13 protein-coding genes and 3 rRNA genes are annotated in these 16,998 nt (G+C 68.8%); 5 read left to right on the top strand and 11 right to left on the bottom strand.

Annotation, left to right across the window (positions count from 1 at the left end):
• Positions 1 to 215: 215 nt before the first annotated feature.
• From KSNIM_RS29840 to KSNIM_RS29820, 5 genes are all read right to left on the bottom strand, one after another.
• Positions 216 to 1,274, bottom strand: a complete 1,059-nt coding sequence (locus KSNIM_RS29840; RefSeq protein WP_263106225.1) for an NUDIX hydrolase — start codon at positions 1,272 to 1,274, stop codon at positions 216 to 218.
• Positions 1,275 to 1,444: 170 nt separating this feature from the next.
• Positions 1,445 to 2,851: an acyl-CoA synthetase gene (locus tag KSNIM_RS29835; RefSeq protein WP_263106224.1), complete on the bottom strand. Its 1,407-nt coding sequence runs from the start codon at positions 2,849 to 2,851 to the stop codon at positions 1,445 to 1,447.
• A 193-nt stretch (positions 2,852 to 3,044) separates the two neighbouring features.
• Positions 3,045 to 4,007, bottom strand: coding sequence for an electron transfer flavoprotein subunit alpha/FixB family protein (locus tag KSNIM_RS29830; RefSeq protein WP_263106223.1), 963 nt, complete (start codon positions 4,005 to 4,007; stop codon positions 3,045 to 3,047).
• A gap of 48 nt (positions 4,008 to 4,055) precedes the next feature.
• Positions 4,056 to 4,841 (bottom strand): electron transfer flavoprotein subunit beta/FixA family protein, encoded by a 786-nt coding sequence (locus KSNIM_RS29825; RefSeq protein WP_411543796.1) that lies wholly within the window; start codon positions 4,839 to 4,841, stop codon positions 4,056 to 4,058.
• Positions 4,842 to 5,209: 368 nt separating this feature from the next.
• On the bottom strand, positions 5,210 to 5,617 hold the full coding sequence (locus tag KSNIM_RS29820; protein WP_263106222.1) for a TlpA family protein disulfide reductase: 408 nt from the start codon (positions 5,615 to 5,617) through the stop codon (positions 5,210 to 5,212).
• Between the two features lie 319 nt (positions 5,618 to 5,936).
• Here KSNIM_RS29820 and KSNIM_RS29815 point away from each other — a divergent pair, with 319 nt between their 5' ends.
• Positions 5,937 to 6,362 carry a DUF4395 domain-containing protein gene (locus tag KSNIM_RS29815; protein ID WP_263106221.1) on the top strand — a complete coding sequence of 142 codons (426 nt, stop codon included), beginning with the start codon at positions 5,937 to 5,939 and terminating at the stop codon, positions 6,360 to 6,362.
• Positions 6,363 to 6,385: 23 nt separating this feature from the next.
• On the opposite strand, the gene KSNIM_RS29810 is transcribed toward KSNIM_RS29815, so the two are convergent.
• Positions 6,386 to 7,282 carry an IS5 family transposase gene (locus KSNIM_RS29810; RefSeq protein ID WP_263108050.1) on the bottom strand — a complete coding sequence of 299 codons (897 nt, stop codon included), beginning with the start codon at positions 7,280 to 7,282 and terminating at the stop codon, positions 6,386 to 6,388.
• A gap of 328 nt (positions 7,283 to 7,610) precedes the next feature.
• On the opposite strand from KSNIM_RS29810, the gene KSNIM_RS29805 reads away from it, so the two are divergent.
• The 4 genes from KSNIM_RS29805 to KSNIM_RS29790 all read left to right on the top strand — a co-directional run bounded on the left by KSNIM_RS29805 (position 7,611) and on the right by KSNIM_RS29790 (position 10,747).
• The gene (locus KSNIM_RS29805) at positions 7,611 to 8,381 is read left to right on the top strand and encodes a lysophospholipid acyltransferase family protein (protein WP_263106220.1); all 771 of its coding nucleotides are present in this window, start codon (positions 7,611 to 7,613) and stop codon (positions 8,379 to 8,381) included.
• Positions 8,382 to 8,994: 613 nt separating this feature from the next.
• Positions 8,995 to 9,489, top strand: a complete 495-nt coding sequence (locus KSNIM_RS29800; protein ID WP_263106219.1) for a DinB family protein — start codon at positions 8,995 to 8,997, stop codon at positions 9,487 to 9,489.
• A 92-nt stretch (positions 9,490 to 9,581) separates the two neighbouring features.
• Entirely contained in the window at positions 9,582 to 10,079 is a 498-nt protein-coding gene (locus KSNIM_RS29795; RefSeq protein WP_317634070.1) for a DUF2199 domain-containing protein, read from the top strand.
• A 107-nt stretch (positions 10,080 to 10,186) separates the two neighbouring features.
• Complete coding sequence (locus KSNIM_RS29790) at positions 10,187 to 10,747, top strand: histidine phosphatase family protein (protein WP_263106218.1); 561 nt, start codon at positions 10,187 to 10,189, stop codon at positions 10,745 to 10,747.
• A gap of 7 nt (positions 10,748 to 10,754) precedes the next feature.
• On the opposite strand, the gene KSNIM_RS29785 is transcribed toward KSNIM_RS29790, so the two are convergent.
• From KSNIM_RS29785 to KSNIM_RS29765, 5 genes are all read right to left on the bottom strand, one after another.
• Positions 10,755 to 11,072, bottom strand: a complete 318-nt coding sequence (locus tag KSNIM_RS29785; RefSeq protein ID WP_263106217.1) for a hypothetical protein — start codon at positions 11,070 to 11,072, stop codon at positions 10,755 to 10,757.
• Between the two features lies 1 nt (position 11,073).
• A complete protein-coding gene (locus tag KSNIM_RS29780) occupies positions 11,074 to 11,469 on the bottom strand; it encodes a DUF2809 domain-containing protein (protein ID WP_263108169.1) in 396 nt (131 codons plus the stop codon).
• A 78-nt stretch (positions 11,470 to 11,547) separates the two neighbouring features.
• Positions 11,548 to 11,664: ribosomal RNA gene (rrf, locus tag KSNIM_RS29775) — 5S ribosomal RNA — on the bottom strand.
• 77 nt (positions 11,665 to 11,741) lie between these two features.
• A 23S ribosomal RNA gene (locus KSNIM_RS29770) occupies positions 11,742 to 14,847 on the bottom strand.
• 274 nt (positions 14,848 to 15,121) lie between these two features.
• Positions 15,122 to 16,636: ribosomal RNA gene (locus KSNIM_RS29765) — 16S ribosomal RNA — on the bottom strand.
• The 16S, 23S and 5S rRNA genes sit together here, the layout of an rRNA operon.
• Between the last annotated feature and the right edge of the window lie 362 nt (positions 16,637 to 16,998).

Here is a 16,998-nt window from a genome sequence, read left to right as displayed (position 1 = left end):
CCCGGGGGCGGCCCCCCCCCCCCCGCCCCCTCCCACGCCCGGCCCGCGCCCCCCGCCCGCCCCCGCCGTCCCGCCATCATGGAACCGCCGCCCAACAGGGTCCGGTCCTTCGGCTCCCCTTCGACCAGGAGGTCGGCATGCCCGAGCCCGACCTCCCGCCCGTCGCCCACCGGCCCCCGCCCGCGCTCGCCGGCCCCCGCACGGGCGGCCCCCGCTCAGCCGGCGGCGGCGACCCCGACGGCGGCGGGCAGCCCCGCCTCCAGGTACCGCAGCTCTCCGCGCTCACGGGCGTCGAGGGCGGCGGCGAGCCGCCGCAGCCGGGCGGCGGGCAGCAGTCCGGCGGCCTCGTCGAGGGTGACGAAGCGCCAGCTGCGCAGTTCGTCGGCCTGCAGCCGCAGTTGCTGCCGGGCCTCGGCTGCGAGCCGGCCGCCGTCGTAGACGAGCCGCAGGCCGCCGCGCCGGGGGCCGGTCCGGGGTTCCCAGTCGACGGCGAGCAGTCGCAGTGCGTGGGCGTCGAGGTGCAGGCCGAGTTCCTCGGCGGTCTCGCGCAGGGCGGCGTCGGTCGGTGCCTCGCCGCGTTCCACGACGCCGCCGGGGAACTCCCACGCGGGCTTGTAGACGGGGTCGACGAGCAGGACGCGGTCCTGTTCGTCGAAGAGCAGGACGGCGGCGGCGACGGTGTCGCCGGTGGGATCGGCGCTCTGCACGATCGGGCAGCGGGCGGTGCCGTCCTCGACGAGCCGGGCCAGACGGCGGGCGGTCTGCTCGGGGGTGAGCCCGGTCGTGTCGACGAGCTGGGCGTCGCGTCCGAGCCACCGTCTGGCCGAGCGGTAGGCGGGCAGGTGGTCGAGGCACCAGCGGCGGACGCGTTCGTTGCGTTCGGGGTCGCCGGGGTACTCCTCCCGGCCCGCTATCCGTTCCTGCAGGATCGTTTCGTCAGGGTCCAGCACGAAGTGGTGGACGGCGACCCCGCGAGAGGCGAGCGCCCCGAACATCTCGTCGCGGTAGTCCTCGCGCAGCAGCGTCATGGGGACGACCAGCGGCCCCGGCACCTCGGTGAGCAGGGCCGCGGCGACCTCGGGCACCAGGCGCCGCCAGGAGGGCAGGTCCTGGAAGTCGGCGACCGGGGCCAGCCGGTCGGCGGGCAGCAGCCGGCAGAGTCCGGCGCCGACCAGTTCGGGGTCGAAGAGGAGGCTCCCCGGCAGGAGCTCCACCAGTTCCCGGCACGCGGAGGTCTTCCCCGCGCCGAACGTGCCATTGACCCAGACGATCACAGAGCATCCCCTGCCCTCGGCCCACCCCGGTGCCCCACGCACCGGGCGGCGGGAGTCCGTGCTGCGGCCCCCGCGCCACACCGGTGGTACCCGTACGGGCCGCCGTCCCATGCCTCGCGGTGCCGGGCAGCGTCGGCGTCCGGCCACCGGGCACATGCCCGGCGGGGCGGTCAGCCGCGGTCGAGCAGCTGCTTCTTGAGCACCTTGCCCATGGCGTTGCGGGGCAGTTCGTCCACCAGCACGACCCGCCGCGGGCGCTTGTGGACGGAGAGCCGCTCGGCGACGAAGGCGGTGAGCCCCTCGCCGGTGACCGTCCCGTCGGGGATCACGTAGGCGACCACGGCCTGGCCGAGGTCGTCGTCGGGCACCCCGACCACGGCGGCGTCGGCGACCTCGGGGTGGTCCCGCAGGGCGGCCTCGACCTCGCCCGCGCCGATCCGGTAACCGCCGCTCTTGATCAGGTCGACGGAGGCCCGGCCGACGATCCGGTGGAAGCCGTCCGCGCCGATCACCGCGACGTCCCCGGTGCGGAACCAGCCGTCGGCCGTCCACGACTCCGCATCGGCGTCGGGGCGGTTGAGGTAGCCGGCGAACAGGGTCGGCCCGGCGACCTGCAGCTCGCCGACGGACTCCCCGTCCGCGGGGACCTCCGCACCGTCCTCGCCGACGAGTCGGGTGCGTACCCCGTCGAGCGGCAGGCCGACGCTGCCGGGGCGGCGCTCGCCGTCGGCCCGGGTGGAGACGGTGATCAGCGACTCGGTCATCCCGTAGCGCTCGATCGGCTCGTGGCCGGTCAGTTCGGCGAGCCGCTCGAAGACCGGGACGGGCAGCGGTGCGCTGCCGGAGACCAGCAGGCGGGCGCCGGACAGCGCGCGGGCGGCGGTGCCGTCCGCCGTCAGCCGGGACCAGACGGTCGGCACGCCGAAGTACAGGCTGCCGCGCGCGCCGGCGTACGCGCCGGGCGTGGGGCGCCCGGTGTGCACCAGGCGGCTGCCGGTGCGCAGCGCGCCGAGGACGCCCAGTACCAGCCCGTGCACGTGGAAGAGCGGCAGCCCGTGGACGAGGGTGTCGTCGGCGGTCCAGCGCCAGGCGTCGGCGAGGCCGTCCAGGCCGGCGGCGACGGCGGAGCGCGGGATCACCGCCCCCTTGGGCGCGCCGGTGGTGCCCGAGGTGTAGAGGACGAAGGCGGGTCGCTCCGGCGCGGGCTCGGCGAAGGTCGCGCCGGAGGAGCGCGCGCCGAGGTCGACGGGCACCGCCTCGGCGTCCTCCGCCCGTTCGCCCACCGGGACGGCCAGCAGTTCGGCGCCGGAGTCCCGCAGGATGTGGCTTCGCTCCTTCGGCCCGGAGTCGGGGGGCAGCGGCACCACCGGGACGCCGGCCAGCAGCCCGCCGACCACGGCCGCCACCGTCTCGGCGGTCGGCCGGGCCAGGACGGCGAGCGCGGGCGCTCCCGCGACCCGTTCGGCCACCGCGCCGGCCGCGCCAAGCAGTTCCTCCCACGACATCGCGCGGCCGTCGACCACCACCGCGTCGCCCCGGTCCCCGTGTCCGCCCTCAAGTGCCGTCAGCAGTCCCATGCTCCGGACTCTACGCGCCCCTCCGGGCCGGCACGCGGGGACGTCCCGCGGCTCGGGACACCCCGTGGAAGCCGGTGGAAGGCCGCTGCAGGGCCGATGCGAGGCCGGTGCGAGCGGGTACGGCGAAGGGCGCGGCTCCCGGTCTCCCGGGCGCCGCGCCCTCCTGCGCCGTGCGTGGTTCAGCTCCCGGGGATCAGCCCTTGCGGGCCTTCACCTCGGCGGTGAGCTGGGGCAGGACGGTGAAGAGGTCGCCGACGACGCCGTAGTCGACGAGTTCGAAGATCGGCGCCTCGGGGTCCTTGTTGACGGCGACGATGGTCTTCGAGGTCTGCATGCCGGCGCGGTGCTGGATGGCGCCGGAGATGCCCGCGGCGACGTACAGCTGCGGGGAGACCTGCTTGCCGGTCTGGCCGACCTGGTTGGTGTGCGGGTACCAGCCGGCGTCGACGGCGGCGCGGGAGGCGCCGACGGCCGCGCCGAGCGCGTCGGCGAGGTCCTCGACGACGGCGAAGCCCTCGGCGGCGCCGACGCCGCGGCCGCCGGAGACCACGATCGCGGCCTCGGTCAGCTCGGGGCGGCCGGAGGCGACGCGCGGGGTGCGGGCGGTGACGGTGGCGGCGTTGCCGGTGAAGGCGACGGTGACCGGCTCGACGGTGCCGGCGGCCGGGGCCGGCTCCGGGGCGGCGGCGTTCGGCTTGACGGTGATCACCGGGGTGCCGGTGGTCACGGTCGACTTGACCTGGAACGAGGCGGCGAACACCGACTGGGTGGCGACGGGGCCGCCGTCGCCGGCCTCGAGGTCGACGGCGTCGGTGATGATGCCGGAGCCCAGCCGCAGCGCGACGCGGGCGGCGACCTCCTTGCCCTCGCCGGAGGAGGTGACCAGGACGGCGGCGGCGCCGGCGGCCTTGGCGATCTGGGTGAGGGCGTCGACCTTCGGGACGACGAGCTGGGAGGTGAACTCGTCGGCGTCGGCGGTGTAGACCTTGGCGGCGCCGTACTCGGCGGCCTTGGCGGCGATGTCGGCAGCGGCCGCACCGGCACCGAGGACGACGGCGGAGGGCTCGCCGATCCGGCGGGCCAGGGTCAGCAGTTCGAGGGCCGGCTTGCGGACCACGCCGTCGGCGTGGTCCACGAGAACCAGGATCTCAGCCATGATTCGTTGCTCCTGATCGTTCGTTGGATGCGCGCGTTGGGCGTGGGCTCAGATGAACTTCTGCTCGGCGAGGTAGGCGGCGAGCTGCTTGCCGCCCTCGCCCTCGTCCTTGACGACGGTGCCGGCGGTACGGGCCGGGCGGGCGGTGATGTCCGCGACCTTGGTCCAGGAGCCGGCCAGGCCGACCTCGTCGGCGTCGATGCCCAGGTCGTCCAGGTCGAGCTCGGCGACCGGCTTCTTCTTCGCGGCCATGATGCCCTTGAAGGACGGGTAGCGGGCCTCGCCGGACTGGTCGGTGACCGACACGACGGCCGGCAGCGCGGCCTCGACCTGCTCGGTCGCCGCGTCGCCGTCGCGGCGGCCCTTGACCACACCGCCCTCGACCGACACCTCGGACAGCAGGGTCACCTGCGGCACGCCCAGACGCTCGGCGAGCAGCGCCGGCAGCACGCCCATCGTGCCGTCGGTGGAGGCCATGCCGCACACCACCAGGTCGAACCCGGTGTTCTCCAGCGCCTTCGCCAGCACCGCCGAGGTACCGATCACGTCCGAGCCGTGGATGTCCTCGTCGTTGACGTGCACGGCCTTGTCCGCACCCATCGACAGGGCCTTGCGCAGCGCGTCCTTCGCGTCGTCCGGACCGACGGTCAGCACCGTCACCTCGGCGTCACCGGAGGCCTCCGCGATCCGCAGCGCCTGCTCCACGCCGTACTCGTCCAGCTCCGACAGGAGGCCGTCCACGCCCTCCCGGTCGGTGGTGGTGTCGTCCGCGAAGCGACGGTCACCGGTCGCGTCGGGCACGTACTTCACACAGACAACGATCCTCAAGCTCACGGCCTGTCTCCTGTACTGGTCCTGTCCGGCGGCTGCGGCTGTGCAGTCGGGCGGAACACATGCTCCTGCCCGCACGCGGGCCGCGTCTTCCTGTGCCCGTCCGGAACTTCCTGGCAGCATACTCGCCAGTAGCTCAAACAGGCTACTGGCGAGTAGCTTAGCCTTTGCGATGCCCCGGACGGGGCGCCCCGACCGCCGCCGCACACCCTGGCCGGCAGGCTTCCGGGACGGCTGCACTGCCGTCTGGGCCCATCCTGCCCCAGGCGGCGCCCGGTACCACCTGACCGGGCGGCAGATCCCGCTGTGAGATTGAAGGTCTTGACAACGCCGACGATGATCGGCGCGGCCGTCACGCCCGTCCGGGCCGGTCAGACCGCCTCTCCGAGGGCCGCGACGACGTCCGCCCGGCGCGGCTGGCCGGCGGCGCGCCGGATCACCCGGCCGGTCGCATCGAGCACCAGCACGGTCGGCGTGCGCAGGATGTCCAGCCGGCGCACCAGGTCGAGCCTGGACTCGGCGTCGATCTCCACGTGGGCCACGCCCTCGACCATCCCCGACACCTCGGCGAGCACCCGGCGGGTCGCCCGGCACGGCTGGCAGAACGCGGTGGAGAACTGCACCAGCGTCGCCCGCTCCCCCAGCTCGCCGCCCAGGTCCGCCGCCGTGAGCCGCTCGACCCCGTCCTTCACCCGCAGCCTTCCGTCCCGGTGCGCGCGCAGCAGCCCGAAGGCGCTCGCCAGCACCAGCACCGCACCGCACACCACCCAACCGGTCACCGCTCCAGTGTCCCGCACGGCTCCGCATCCGCCGGACCCCACCCACCGGAACGCGCACCGCCCCGACCGCGCACCACCCGCAGGCGCAGCGACCGGACGCGCACCCACCGGAACGCGCCACCACGTGGACACCGCTCGACCGGGCGCGCCCGCGGGCCCTACCATCGGCGGATGGACTCCCTCCGCTCCCGGCTGCCCCGGCTGACCACCCGCCGCGTGGTCGACCTGTGCCGGGCCACCGCGTCCCGCTGTCGCTGACCGCGGCCGCCCGAGCGGCCGACCAGGTCCCCGACCGGTTCGCTTCCCAGGAGTCCCTCCCGTGCTGATCGACCCGCGCGGCCCGCGCTTCGCCGCCGCGCTCACCTCCGTCGTCCTCGCCGCCGTCCTGGTCACGGGCAGCGGCGTGCTGCTCGCCCTGCAGGCCGCCGTCTTCGCCGTCGGCGCCCTCGCCGGCCTGCAGCGCTCGCCCTACGGCCTGCTCTTCCGGGTCCTCGTCCGGCCCCGGCTCGCACCGCCGCGGGAACTGGAGGACGCCCGGCCGCCGCGCTTCGCCCAGGCCGTCGGCCTCGCCTTCGCACTCGTCGGCACGGTCGGCTTCCTGTCCGGCGCCGACTGGCTGGGCCTCGCCGCCACCGGGCTCGCCCTCGCCGCAGCCTTCCTCAACGCCGCGTTCGGGTACTGCCTCGGCTGCGAGGCGTACCTGCTGCTGCGGCGCGGGACGGACCGGGTCGCCGCACGCGCCTGAGAAAGTGTTGGGTAATCGGGTGATTACTGGTTCTCGAGGTCGTCGGCGAGGCGGCGGGCTGCTTCGGTCTCGATGGGGCCGCGTGGTTCGATCTCCTCGCCGGCGAGGCGGGCGGCCATGAGCCGGATCATGGCGACCTTTATCATTGCTTCGGCGTGCGCGGTCTTGCGCTCGTAGTCCCGTGCCAACCGTCTGCACCGTCCCAGCCAGGAGAATGTCCGCTCGACCACCCACCGGCGGGGCAGCACCTGGAAGCCTTTCACATCCGCGTTTCGGGGCACCGCGACGATCTCCAGCCTCTCGTGCTCGGCCGCCCAGCCGACCAGCCCCGCGTCGACGACGTTCACGTAGCCGCCGTCCACCCAGACCAGCCCGGCCTGCGGAAACACCTCCCGCAGGCCGGCGAGAACCAACTTCGCGCCGGCCCGGTCCTGCACCGAGGCCGAGTGCACGACCGCCCGGAGCACCAGCCCGCAGGTGTCCACCAGCAGGTGCCGCTTGCGGCCCCGCACGCGCTTGCCCGCGTCGTAGCCGATCGCCTGCCCGCCCTGGTGGCTGCGGGCGGACTGAGAGTCCAGCACCGCCGCCGAGGGCTGCGGGTCCCGGCCGTCCGCCACCCGCACCCGCTCGCGCAGCGCGTCGTGGACCCGGTCCCAGGTGCCGTCCGCCGCCCAGACCCGGAACCACCGGTAGGCCACGTCCCACGGGGCGAGGTCGTGCGGAACCAACCGCCAGGCACAGCCACTGACCAGCACGTACAGCACGGTGTCCACGACCAGCCGACGCGGGAACTTCAACCGACGACCCGCCCGGCGCGGATCCCGCACCGGCAACAACGGCTCGATCACCGCCCACTGGGCATCCGTCAACGACGAGTCATAGGACGGCTTGCACACGCAGACACACATGGCGGCGATCATCGCGAACACCACGGCCGCAAAGATCACCGCCCGCGCATCACGTCTCGCAGTTGATCAATTACCCAACACTTTCTGAGACGTCCGGCGGGCGGCTCCGCGAGCGGTTCGGCGGCGAGTCACCGGGTGAGACGCAGCTCTCACGTGACGTAGCCCTCGCCGCCGATTCCCGCCCCGCGGACGCCGCCGCGTGACATCGGGCACGTCTTCGGGGGATCATCGGGCTGAAACACCCGTGGCCGCCGCGGCGTGCCGCGCCCTCGCCGGTCGGCCCCGACGACCCGGGTACCGCCGGACCGGGCATCAGGCCCGACGAGAAGTAGGGCTGACCGTGGCTGAGTTCGTGTACCCGCCGGTGATCCGCGCCGCCTTGACCGCGTTCAAGGCGCTCGACCTGCGCGTCTCGGTCGTGGGAGCCGAGCACGTCCCCGCGACGGGCGGCGCCGTCCTGGTGAGCAATCACATCAGCTACCTCGACTTCATCTTCGCCGGCCTCGGCCCGTGGCGCGGCGGCAAGCGGCTCACCCGCTTCATGGCCAAGGACGACGTCTTCAAGCACCGCATCTCCGGCCCGCTGATGCGCGGCATGCGGCACATCCCGGTGGACCGCACCGACGGCCAGCCCGCCTACGACGCCGCCGTCGAGGCACTGCGCCAGGGCGAGATCGTCGGCGTCTTCCCCGAGGCCACCATCAGCCGCTCCTTCATGCTCAAGAAGTTCAAGACCGGCGCGGCCCGGATGGCCGCCGACTCCGGCGCCCCGCTGCTGCCCGTGATCCTCTGGGGCACCCAGCAGCTGTGGACCAAGGGCCGCCCGAAGACCCTCACCAAGCGGCACATCCCGATCACCGTCATGATCGGCGAGCCGATCGAGCTCACGCCGCAGGACAAGCCGGTGATGGTCACCCGGCGCCTGCGCGCGGCCATGGGCGAGATGCTGGACCGCGCCCAGCGCGAGTACCCCGGCAAGCCCTCCGGCGAGGACGACACCTGGTGGATCCCGGCCCACCTCGGCGGCACCGCGCCCACCCTGGAGCAGGCCGAGGCCGCCGAAGCGGCCGAGGCGGCCGCCAAGGCGGAGCGCGCGGCCAAGTCCGACTGATCGTCCCGCCCGGCGTACGGCCTGCCGGTCAGAGCCGTACGCCGGGCGGAGTGTCGCGTCCGCGCGTCGAGCGTGTCACCAGGGCCCCGGGTCCCCCGATCCGACAGGGGTGGCAGCTCTCGCGGGGCTCGGCCGTCTCGGGGGCCACCCCGGTGACGGAAACCGTCCGGGTGCTGTGCCGCACCCCGACCGACCGTCCGGCCCGCCGTCGGTGCCCTGACCGCCCTCGTGCCTCTCCCCGGCTGTGCGGCCGGTCCCTGCCGCGCCCGAGGGCGCCCTTGCTCCCGGCTCGCCCGTCCGCCGGCACAGCGACGTCCGCTCCCCCGCCCGGGGCCGTCGCCACGGACCCATCGCCGACCAACACGTACGTCGACAGCGAGAAGCAGGCTGGCAGGTCTTCGCCGCGGCCCCGGCGGCAGCTGACCGCAGCAACTCCCCCGGCCCGGCCCGAGCACCCCGGACGGCCACCCCGACCGGTGGTCCGACGGCAGCGCCACCCCGTGACCCGGACCGCCGGCACCTGGAACGGCCACCGCAATCGGTGCACCGCAGCCCCCTGGCCGGCAGCCCCGGGCGCCACATCCCTGCTGCTCGCTCGGTAGGCTCGTGGTGTATGACGACACCTCAGTTCTCGACCGCCACCGAACGGGACGCCCTCTGCGGCTTCCTCGACAAGCAGCGGGCCGCCCTGCTCCGCACCTTGGACGGAGTCGGCGAGGCGGACGCCCGCAAGGCGCCCACCGCCAGTTCGCTGTCCCTGCTCGGGCTGCTGAAGCACAACGCCCTCTGGGAACGCCGCTGGTTCCAGGTGATCCTGGCCGGCCGGCACTTCCCCGACGAGTGGCCGCACGACGAGGACGGCGCGGACGACGACTTCGTCCTCGACGAGCACGACACCGTCCCGCGCTGGCTCGCGTACTACGAGGAGCAGGTCACCACCGCCCGCGAGATCGTCGCCACCACCGACCTGGACACCCCGTGCGCCTGGCCGAAGCTCGCCCACCGCAACCTCCGGTGGGTCCTCCTCCACATGATCGAGGAGGTCGCCCGCCACGCGGGCCACGCCGACATCATCCGCGAGACCCTCGACGGTAGCCGCAGCAGCTGACTCCAGCCGTCCGCAGACCCCGGTCAGGACGGGGCAGATCGGGACGGGGCTCGACCGAAGGAGCCGTCCGGCCTGCGGACATGCTCGCCGCCGTGGCTTCCGAGCACGACTACTCCTGCGCCTGCTGCGGCGACCGGCACGGCGAGGTCCCGATGAACTTCTCCAGTCCGGCGCCGGTCCACTGGGAGGGGTCGCCGGCCGCGGATCCGGACAGCGTTCTCACCTCCGACCGGTGCGTGATCAAGGGCGAGCACGTCTTCGTCCGCGGCCTGGTCGAACTGCCGGTGATCGGCAGTGACGAGGTCTTCTCCTGGGGTGTCTGGGACTCGCTCAGTGCCGCCGATTACGCCCGTGCCGTCGAGGCCTGGGACAGGCCGGGACGCGAGCGCGAGCCGTGCTCCTTCGGGTGGTTCTCCACCGAGCTGCCGATCTGCACTCCGACGACCGCCAATCTCACGACCCGCCTGCACACGCGCCCGGTCGCCGAGCGCCCGTGGATCGAACTGGAACCCACCGACCACCCGCTCGCCGTCGAGCAGCGGCCGGCATCACCATGGGCCGGGTCCGGGAGATCGCCGACGCGGTGCTGAACGCCGGCCGCTGACGCCGTCTTCGGCATGGCCGCCCCGTCCACGGGGAAGTCCCCCGGTGAGCCGCACCTTCGGACCGTGCGGCGAGCCACTCCCCGAGGAGCCCGATGGCCGTCGACCTCGTCTACGAGTCGCACTCCACCACCACCGACAACGAAGCGGGCATCGCCACCGGGTGGCTCCAGGGCCACCTGTCCGAGCTGGGCCGCCGTCAGGCCGCCGAACTGGGCGAGCGCCGGCGCGGCGGCGGCTTCGCCGCGGTGTTCACCTCCGACCTGCACCGGGCGGTCGAGACGGCCGCCATCGCCTTCCCCGACGGTCTGCCGCCCGCCCACCAGGACCGGCGCCTCCGCGAGTGCGACTACGGCGAACTGAACGGCTGTCCCACCGCACACGTCGCCGCCCGCCGGACCGCATGCCTCGACGAACCCTTCCCCGGCGGGCAGAGCTACCGCCAGGTCGTGCGCGCCACCGCCGACTTCCTCCAGGACCTCGCCGCCGCCCACGACGGCCGCCGGATCCTGCTGATCGCCCACTCCGCCAACCGGTGGGCCCTGGACTGTCTGCTCACCGGCGTTCCCCTGGAGGAGATCCTCCGCTCACCCCCGGCCTGGCGCCCAGGCTGGCACTACGCCCTGCCCACGGGCTGGCAGCCGCCGCACTTGTGATCAACCGTCAGTGGCGGTCGAACGGCTCGTCACTCCAGCGGAACCACGCCTGGTCGCCGTCGATGTGCAGCAAGAACTCCGCGACCGGCCCCTCCGGAGAGGCGAGCGTCAGCGCCTCGGAGATCCGGTCGTACGCCTCGTCGAAACGCTCCTCGTACTCCTCGGCCTCCAGTAGGGCGAGCGTCTCGGCGAACCACGGAGCCACCGCGGGATAGCCCGGCCCCGGGCGGAACGTCCCCGCCAGCCACGGGAAGTCGGCCTCGGCTGTCTCGATCTCGCCGACGAGCTCCACCCCTCGCGTCAAGCGCCAGACCCCGTCGTGCATCTCAGCTCTCCTCCCCCGTGGTGCTCCGCATCCTGCCACGCCCACGGACCAGGCACTGGTGGACCGCCCAGCAGCCTCCCGCACCGGCGGCGTACCAGAGCAGATCCGGCACGTTGAAGGTCGATCCCAGGACGAGCCGCGCCGCCGTGCTCTCCGCCGACCACCGCGCCGGCAGCCCCGTCAGCTGGAAGAACTCCACGCCCCAACTCACCAGCAGGGCCGCGACGGCGGCCCTGCCCGGCCTGATCCGCGGTGCCACCATCACCACCAGGACGTACACGAGCACGGTGTACAGCGCATCACCGCCGTACTTCGCCACCACCCCGGTGGCCGCCGTCCGCAGCCCCAACCCCGCCACCACGGTCAGCAGTCCGGCCGCAGCCGCACCCCACCGCATTCCTCGCACGTTCTACTCCCCCCCGGACATGCGAGAAGCCCCGCCCGGTGTCCCCGGGCGGGGCTTCTCTGAAGAATTGTTCGGCGGCGTCCTACTCTCCCACAGGGTCCCCCCTGCAGTACCATCGGCGCTACGAGGCTTAGCTTCCGGGTTCGGAATGTAACCGGGCGTTTCCCTCGCGCTATGACCACCGAAACACTATGAAACACATCGAACAACCGACACAGAGCCTGTTCGTGGTTTCAGAACCAACACAGTGGACGCGAGCAACTGAGGACAAGCCCTCGGCCTATTAGTACCGGTCAACTCCACCCATTACTGGGCTTCCATATCCGGCCTATCAACCCAGTCGTCTACTGGGAGCCTTACCCTCTCAAGGAGGTGGGAGTGCTCATCTCGAAGCAGGCTTCCCGCTTAGATGCTTTCAGCGGTTATCCCTCCCGAACGTAGCCAACCAGCCATGCCCTTGGCAGGACAACTGGCACACCAGAGGTTCGTCCGTCCCGGTCCTCTCGTACTAGGGACAGCCCTTCTCAACACTCCTACGCGCACAGCGGATAGGGACCGAACTGTCTCACGACGTTCTAAACCCAGCTCGCGTACCGCTTTAATGGGCGAACAGCCCAACCCTTGGGACCTACTCCAGCCCCAGGATGCGACGAGCCGACATCGAGGTGCCAAACCATCCCGTCGATATGGACTCTTGGGGAAGATCAGCCTGTTATCCCCGGGGTACCTTTTATCCGTTGAGCGACGGCGCTTCCACAAGCCACCGCCGGATCACTAGTCCCTACTTTCGTACCTGCTCGACCCGTCAGTCTCACAGTCAAGCTCCCTTGTGCACTTACACTCAACACCTGATTGCCAACCAGGCTGAGGGAACCTTTGGGCGCCTCCGTTACCCTTTAGGAGGCAACCGCCCCAGTTAAACTACCCACCAGACACTGTCCCTGATCCGGATCACGGACCCAGGTTAGACATCCAGCACGACCAGAGTGGTATTTCAACGGCGACTCCACAACAACTGGCGTTGCTGCTTCACAGTCTCCCACCTATCCTACACAAGCCGAACCGAACACCAATATCAAGCTATAGTAAAGGTCCCGGGGTCTTTCCGTCCTGCTGCGCGAAACGAGCATCTTTACTCGTAATGCAATTTCACCGGGCCTGTGGTTGAGACAGTCGAGAAGTCGTTACGCCATTCGTGCAGGTCGGAACTTACCCGACAAGGAATTTCGCTACCTTAGGATGGTTATAGTTACCACCGCCGTTTACTGGCGCTTAAGTTCTCAGCTTCGCCCGACCGAAATCGGACTAACCGGTCCCCTTAACGTTCCAGCACCGGGCAGGCGTCAGTCCGTATACATCGCCTTACGGCTTCGCACGGACCTGTGTTTTTAGTAAACAGTCGCTTCTCGCTGGTCTCTGCGGCCACCCCCAGCTCAGACCGTAAAGGTCATCACCAGGGCTGGCCCCCCTTCTCCCGAAGTTACGGGGGCATTTTGCCGAGTTCCTTAACCACAGTTCACCCGAACGCCTCGGTATTCTCTACCTGACCACCTGAGTCGGTTTGGGGTACGGGCCGCCATGAAACTCGCTAGAGGCTTTTCTCGACAGCATAGGATCATCCACTTCACCACAATCGGCTCGGCATCAGGTCTCAGACTACGTGCAGGGCGGATTTGCCTACCCTGCGTCCTACACCCTTACCCCGGGACAACCACCGCCCGGGCTGGACTACCTTCCTGCGTCACCCCATCGCTCACCTACTACCACCTTGGGCCACCGGCTCCACCACTCCCCTTCACCCGAAGGATCCAGGACGGCTTCACGGGCTTAGCATCAGAGGGTTCAGCGTTGGCGCTTCAAAGCGGGTACGGGAATATCAACCCGTTGTCCATCGACTACGCCTGTCGGCCTCGCCTTAGGTCCCGACTTACCCTGGGCAGATCAGCTTGACCCAGGAACCCTTGGTCAATCGGCGCAAGAGTTTCCCACTCTTGTATCGCTACTCATGCCTGCATTCTCACTCGTGAACCGTCCACGACTCGATTCCTCGGCCGCTTCACCCGGCACACGACGCTCCCCTACCCATCACAGCCTCCGTTGGGAGTATTGCTGCAATGACACGACTTCGGTGATGTGCTTGAGCCCCGCTACATTGTCGGCGCGGAATCACTTGACCAGTGAGCTATTACGCACTCTTTCAAGGGTGGCTGCTTCTAAGCCAACCTCCTGGTTGTCTCTGCGACTCCACATCCTTTCCCACTTAGCACACGCTTAGGGACCTTAGTCGGTGTTCTGGGCTGTTTCCCTCTCGACCATGGAGCTTATCCCCCACAGTCTCACTGCCGCGCTCTCACTTACCGGCATTCGGAGTTTGGCTAAGGTCAGTAACCCGGTGAGGCCCATCGCCTATCCAGTGCTCTACCTCCGGCAAGAAACACGCGACGCTGCACCTAAATGCATTTCGGGGAGAACCAGCTATCACGGAGTTTGATTGGCCTTTCACCCCTAACCACAGGTCATCCCCCAGGTTTTCAACCCTGGTGGGTTCGGTCCTCCACACGGTCTTACCCGCGCTTCAACCTGCCCATGGCTAGATCACTCCGCTTCGGGTCTTGGGCATGCAACTCAAACGCCCTATTCGGACTCGCTTTCGCTACGGCTACCCCACACGGGTTAACCTCGCTACACACCGCAAACTCGCAGGCTCATTCTTCAAAAGGCACGCAGTCACAGTCCGAAGACTGCCCCCACGGCTTGTAGGCACACGGTTTCAGGTACTATTTCACTCCGCTCCCGCGGTACTTTTCACCATTCCCTCACGGTACTATCCGCTATCGGTCACCAGGGAATATTTAGGCTTAGCGGGTGGTCCCGCCAGATTCACACGGGATTTCTCGGGCCCCGTGCTACTTGGGAGATGAGCAAGCAAGCCGCTGATGTTTCGTCTACGGGGGTCTTACCCTCTACGCCGGACCTTTCGCATGTCCTTCGACTACACCAACGGTTTCTGACTCGCCGACCGGCCGGCAGACCGATCAAGCTCATTCCCACAACCCCCCGAGCGCAACCCCTGCCGGGTCTCACACGCTCAAGGTTTAGCCTCATCCGGTTTCGCTCGCCACTACTCCCGGAATCACGGTTGTTTTCTCTTCCTGCGGGTACTGAGATGTTTCACTTCCCCGCGTTCCCTCCACTTACCCTATGTGTTCAGGTAAGGGTGACAGCCCATGACGACTGCCGGGTTTCCCCATTCGGACACCCCCGGATCAAAGCTCGGTTGACAGCTCCCCGGGGCCTATCGCGGCCTCCCACGTCCTTCATCGGTTCCTGGTGCCAAGGCATCCACCGTGCGCCCTTAAAAACTTGGCCACAGATGCTCGCGTCCACTGTGCAGTTCTCAAACAACGACCAGACACCCACCCTCGAACCGTCCCAAGGACGACCCTCAAGTGGAGCCGGCATCCACGAGGAAACCTTCGTTCCCTCAGGACCCAACAGCGTGCCCGACCCGAACAGTTCACATCACGCGTTCCACGCCGAAGCAGTACTAGCGTCCATGACTCTGTCCGTGCCGAATAGTCAACGTTCCACCCATGAGCTAGCACTCCGGAACACTCGTCCGAAGCTGCCGTGCGCTCCTTAGAAAGGAGGTGATCCAGCCACACCTTCCGGTACGGCTACCTTGTTACGACTTCGTCCCAATCGCTGGTCCCACCTTCGACGGCTCCCTCCCAAGGGTTAGGCCACCGGCTTCGGGTGTTACCGACTTTCGTGACGTGACGGGCGGTGTGTACAAGGCCCGGGAACGTATTCACCGCAGCATGCTGATCTGCGATTACTAGCAACTCCAACTTCATGGGGTCGAGTTGCAGACCCCAATCCGAACTGAGACCGGCTTTTTGGGATTCGCTCCGCCTCACGGCATCGCAGCCCTTTGTACCGGCCATTGTAGCACGTGTGCAGCCCAAGACATAAGGGGCATGATGATTTGACGTCGTCCCCACCTTCCTCCGAGTTGACCCCGGCAGTCTCCTGTGAGTCCCCGACATTACTCGCTGGCAACACAGAACAAGGGTTGCGCTCGTTGCGGGACTTAACCCAACATCTCACGACACGAGCTGACGACAACCATGCACCACCTGTACACCGACCACAAGGGGGCTGATATCTCTACCAGTTTCCGGTGTATGTCAAGCCTTGGTAAGGTTCTTCGCGTTGCGTCGAATTAAGCCACATGCTCCGCTGCTTGTGCGGGCCCCCGTCAATTCCTTTGAGTTTTAGCCTTGCGGCCGTACTCCCCAGGCGGGGAACTTAATGCGTTAGCTGCGGCACCGACGACGTGGAATGTCGCCAACACCTAGTTCCCAACGTTTACGGCGTGGACTACCAGGGTATCTAATCCTGTTCGCTCCCCACGCTTTCGCTCCTCAGCGTCAGTAATGGCCCAGAGATCCGCCTTCGCCACCGGTGTTCCTCCTGATATCTGCGCATTTCACCGCTACACCAGGAATTCCGATCTCCCCTACCACACTCTAGCCTGCCCGTATCGAATGCAGACCCGGGGTTAAGCCCCGGGCTTTCACATCCGACGCGACAGGCCGCCTACGAGCTCTTTACGCCCAATAATTCCGGACAACGCTCGCACCCTACGTATTACCGCGGCTGCTGGCACGTAGTTAGCCGGTGCTTCTTCTGCAGGTACCGTCACTTGCGCTTCTTCCCTGCTGAAAGAGGTTTACAACCCGAAGGCCGTCATCCCTCACGCGGCGTCGCTGCATCAGGCTTTCGCCCATTGTGCAATATTCCCCACTGCTGCCTCCCGTAGGAGTCTGGGCCGTGTCTCAGTCCCAGTGTGGCCGGTCGCCCTCTCAGGCCGGCTACCCGTCGTCGCCTTGGTAGGCCATTACCCCACCAACAAGCTGATAGGCCGCGGGCTCATCCTGCACCGCCGGAGCTTTCCACCAACCCCCATGCAGAGGAAGGTCGTATCCGGTATTAGACCCCGTTTCCAGGGCTTGTCCCAGAGTGCAGGGCAGATTGCCCACGTGTTACTCACCCGTTCGCCACTGATCCACCCCGAAGGGCTTCACCGTTCGACTTGCATGTGTTAAGCACGCCGCCAGCGTTCGTCCTGAGCCAGGATCAAACTCTCCGTGAATGATTACCGGCTATCCGGTGCACACTCGCGTTGAGCGGCACGGCAACCACCGGAATAGGGTGATCCCGCGCACTGCGTCCTCGCTGTGTTATTTCAAAAGGAATCTCCAACCGATCGATTGCCCGACCGGCCGGGGATGTCAACATATCTGGCGTTGACTTTTGGCACGCTGTTGAGTTCTCAAGGAACGGACACTTCCTTCGGACCGCCTTCCAGCGGATCCTCCGGGTGTTTCGCTCTTTCGTGTTTCCAGCTTATCAGATCCGAGTCCGTGCTCTTCACCGACTTGCTTTCTTCACCGCTTTGTCGGAACCGCCTGACGGCCCGTCCGACGCTTCAAACCTTAGCCGATCCCCGCTCCG

Source organism: Kitasatospora sp. DSM 101779, assembly GCF_025655475.1.
Taxonomy (GTDB): domain Bacteria; phylum Actinomycetota; class Actinomycetes; order Streptomycetales; family Streptomycetaceae; genus Kitasatospora.
This window is presented reverse-complemented; position numbering and strand designations above follow the sequence as displayed.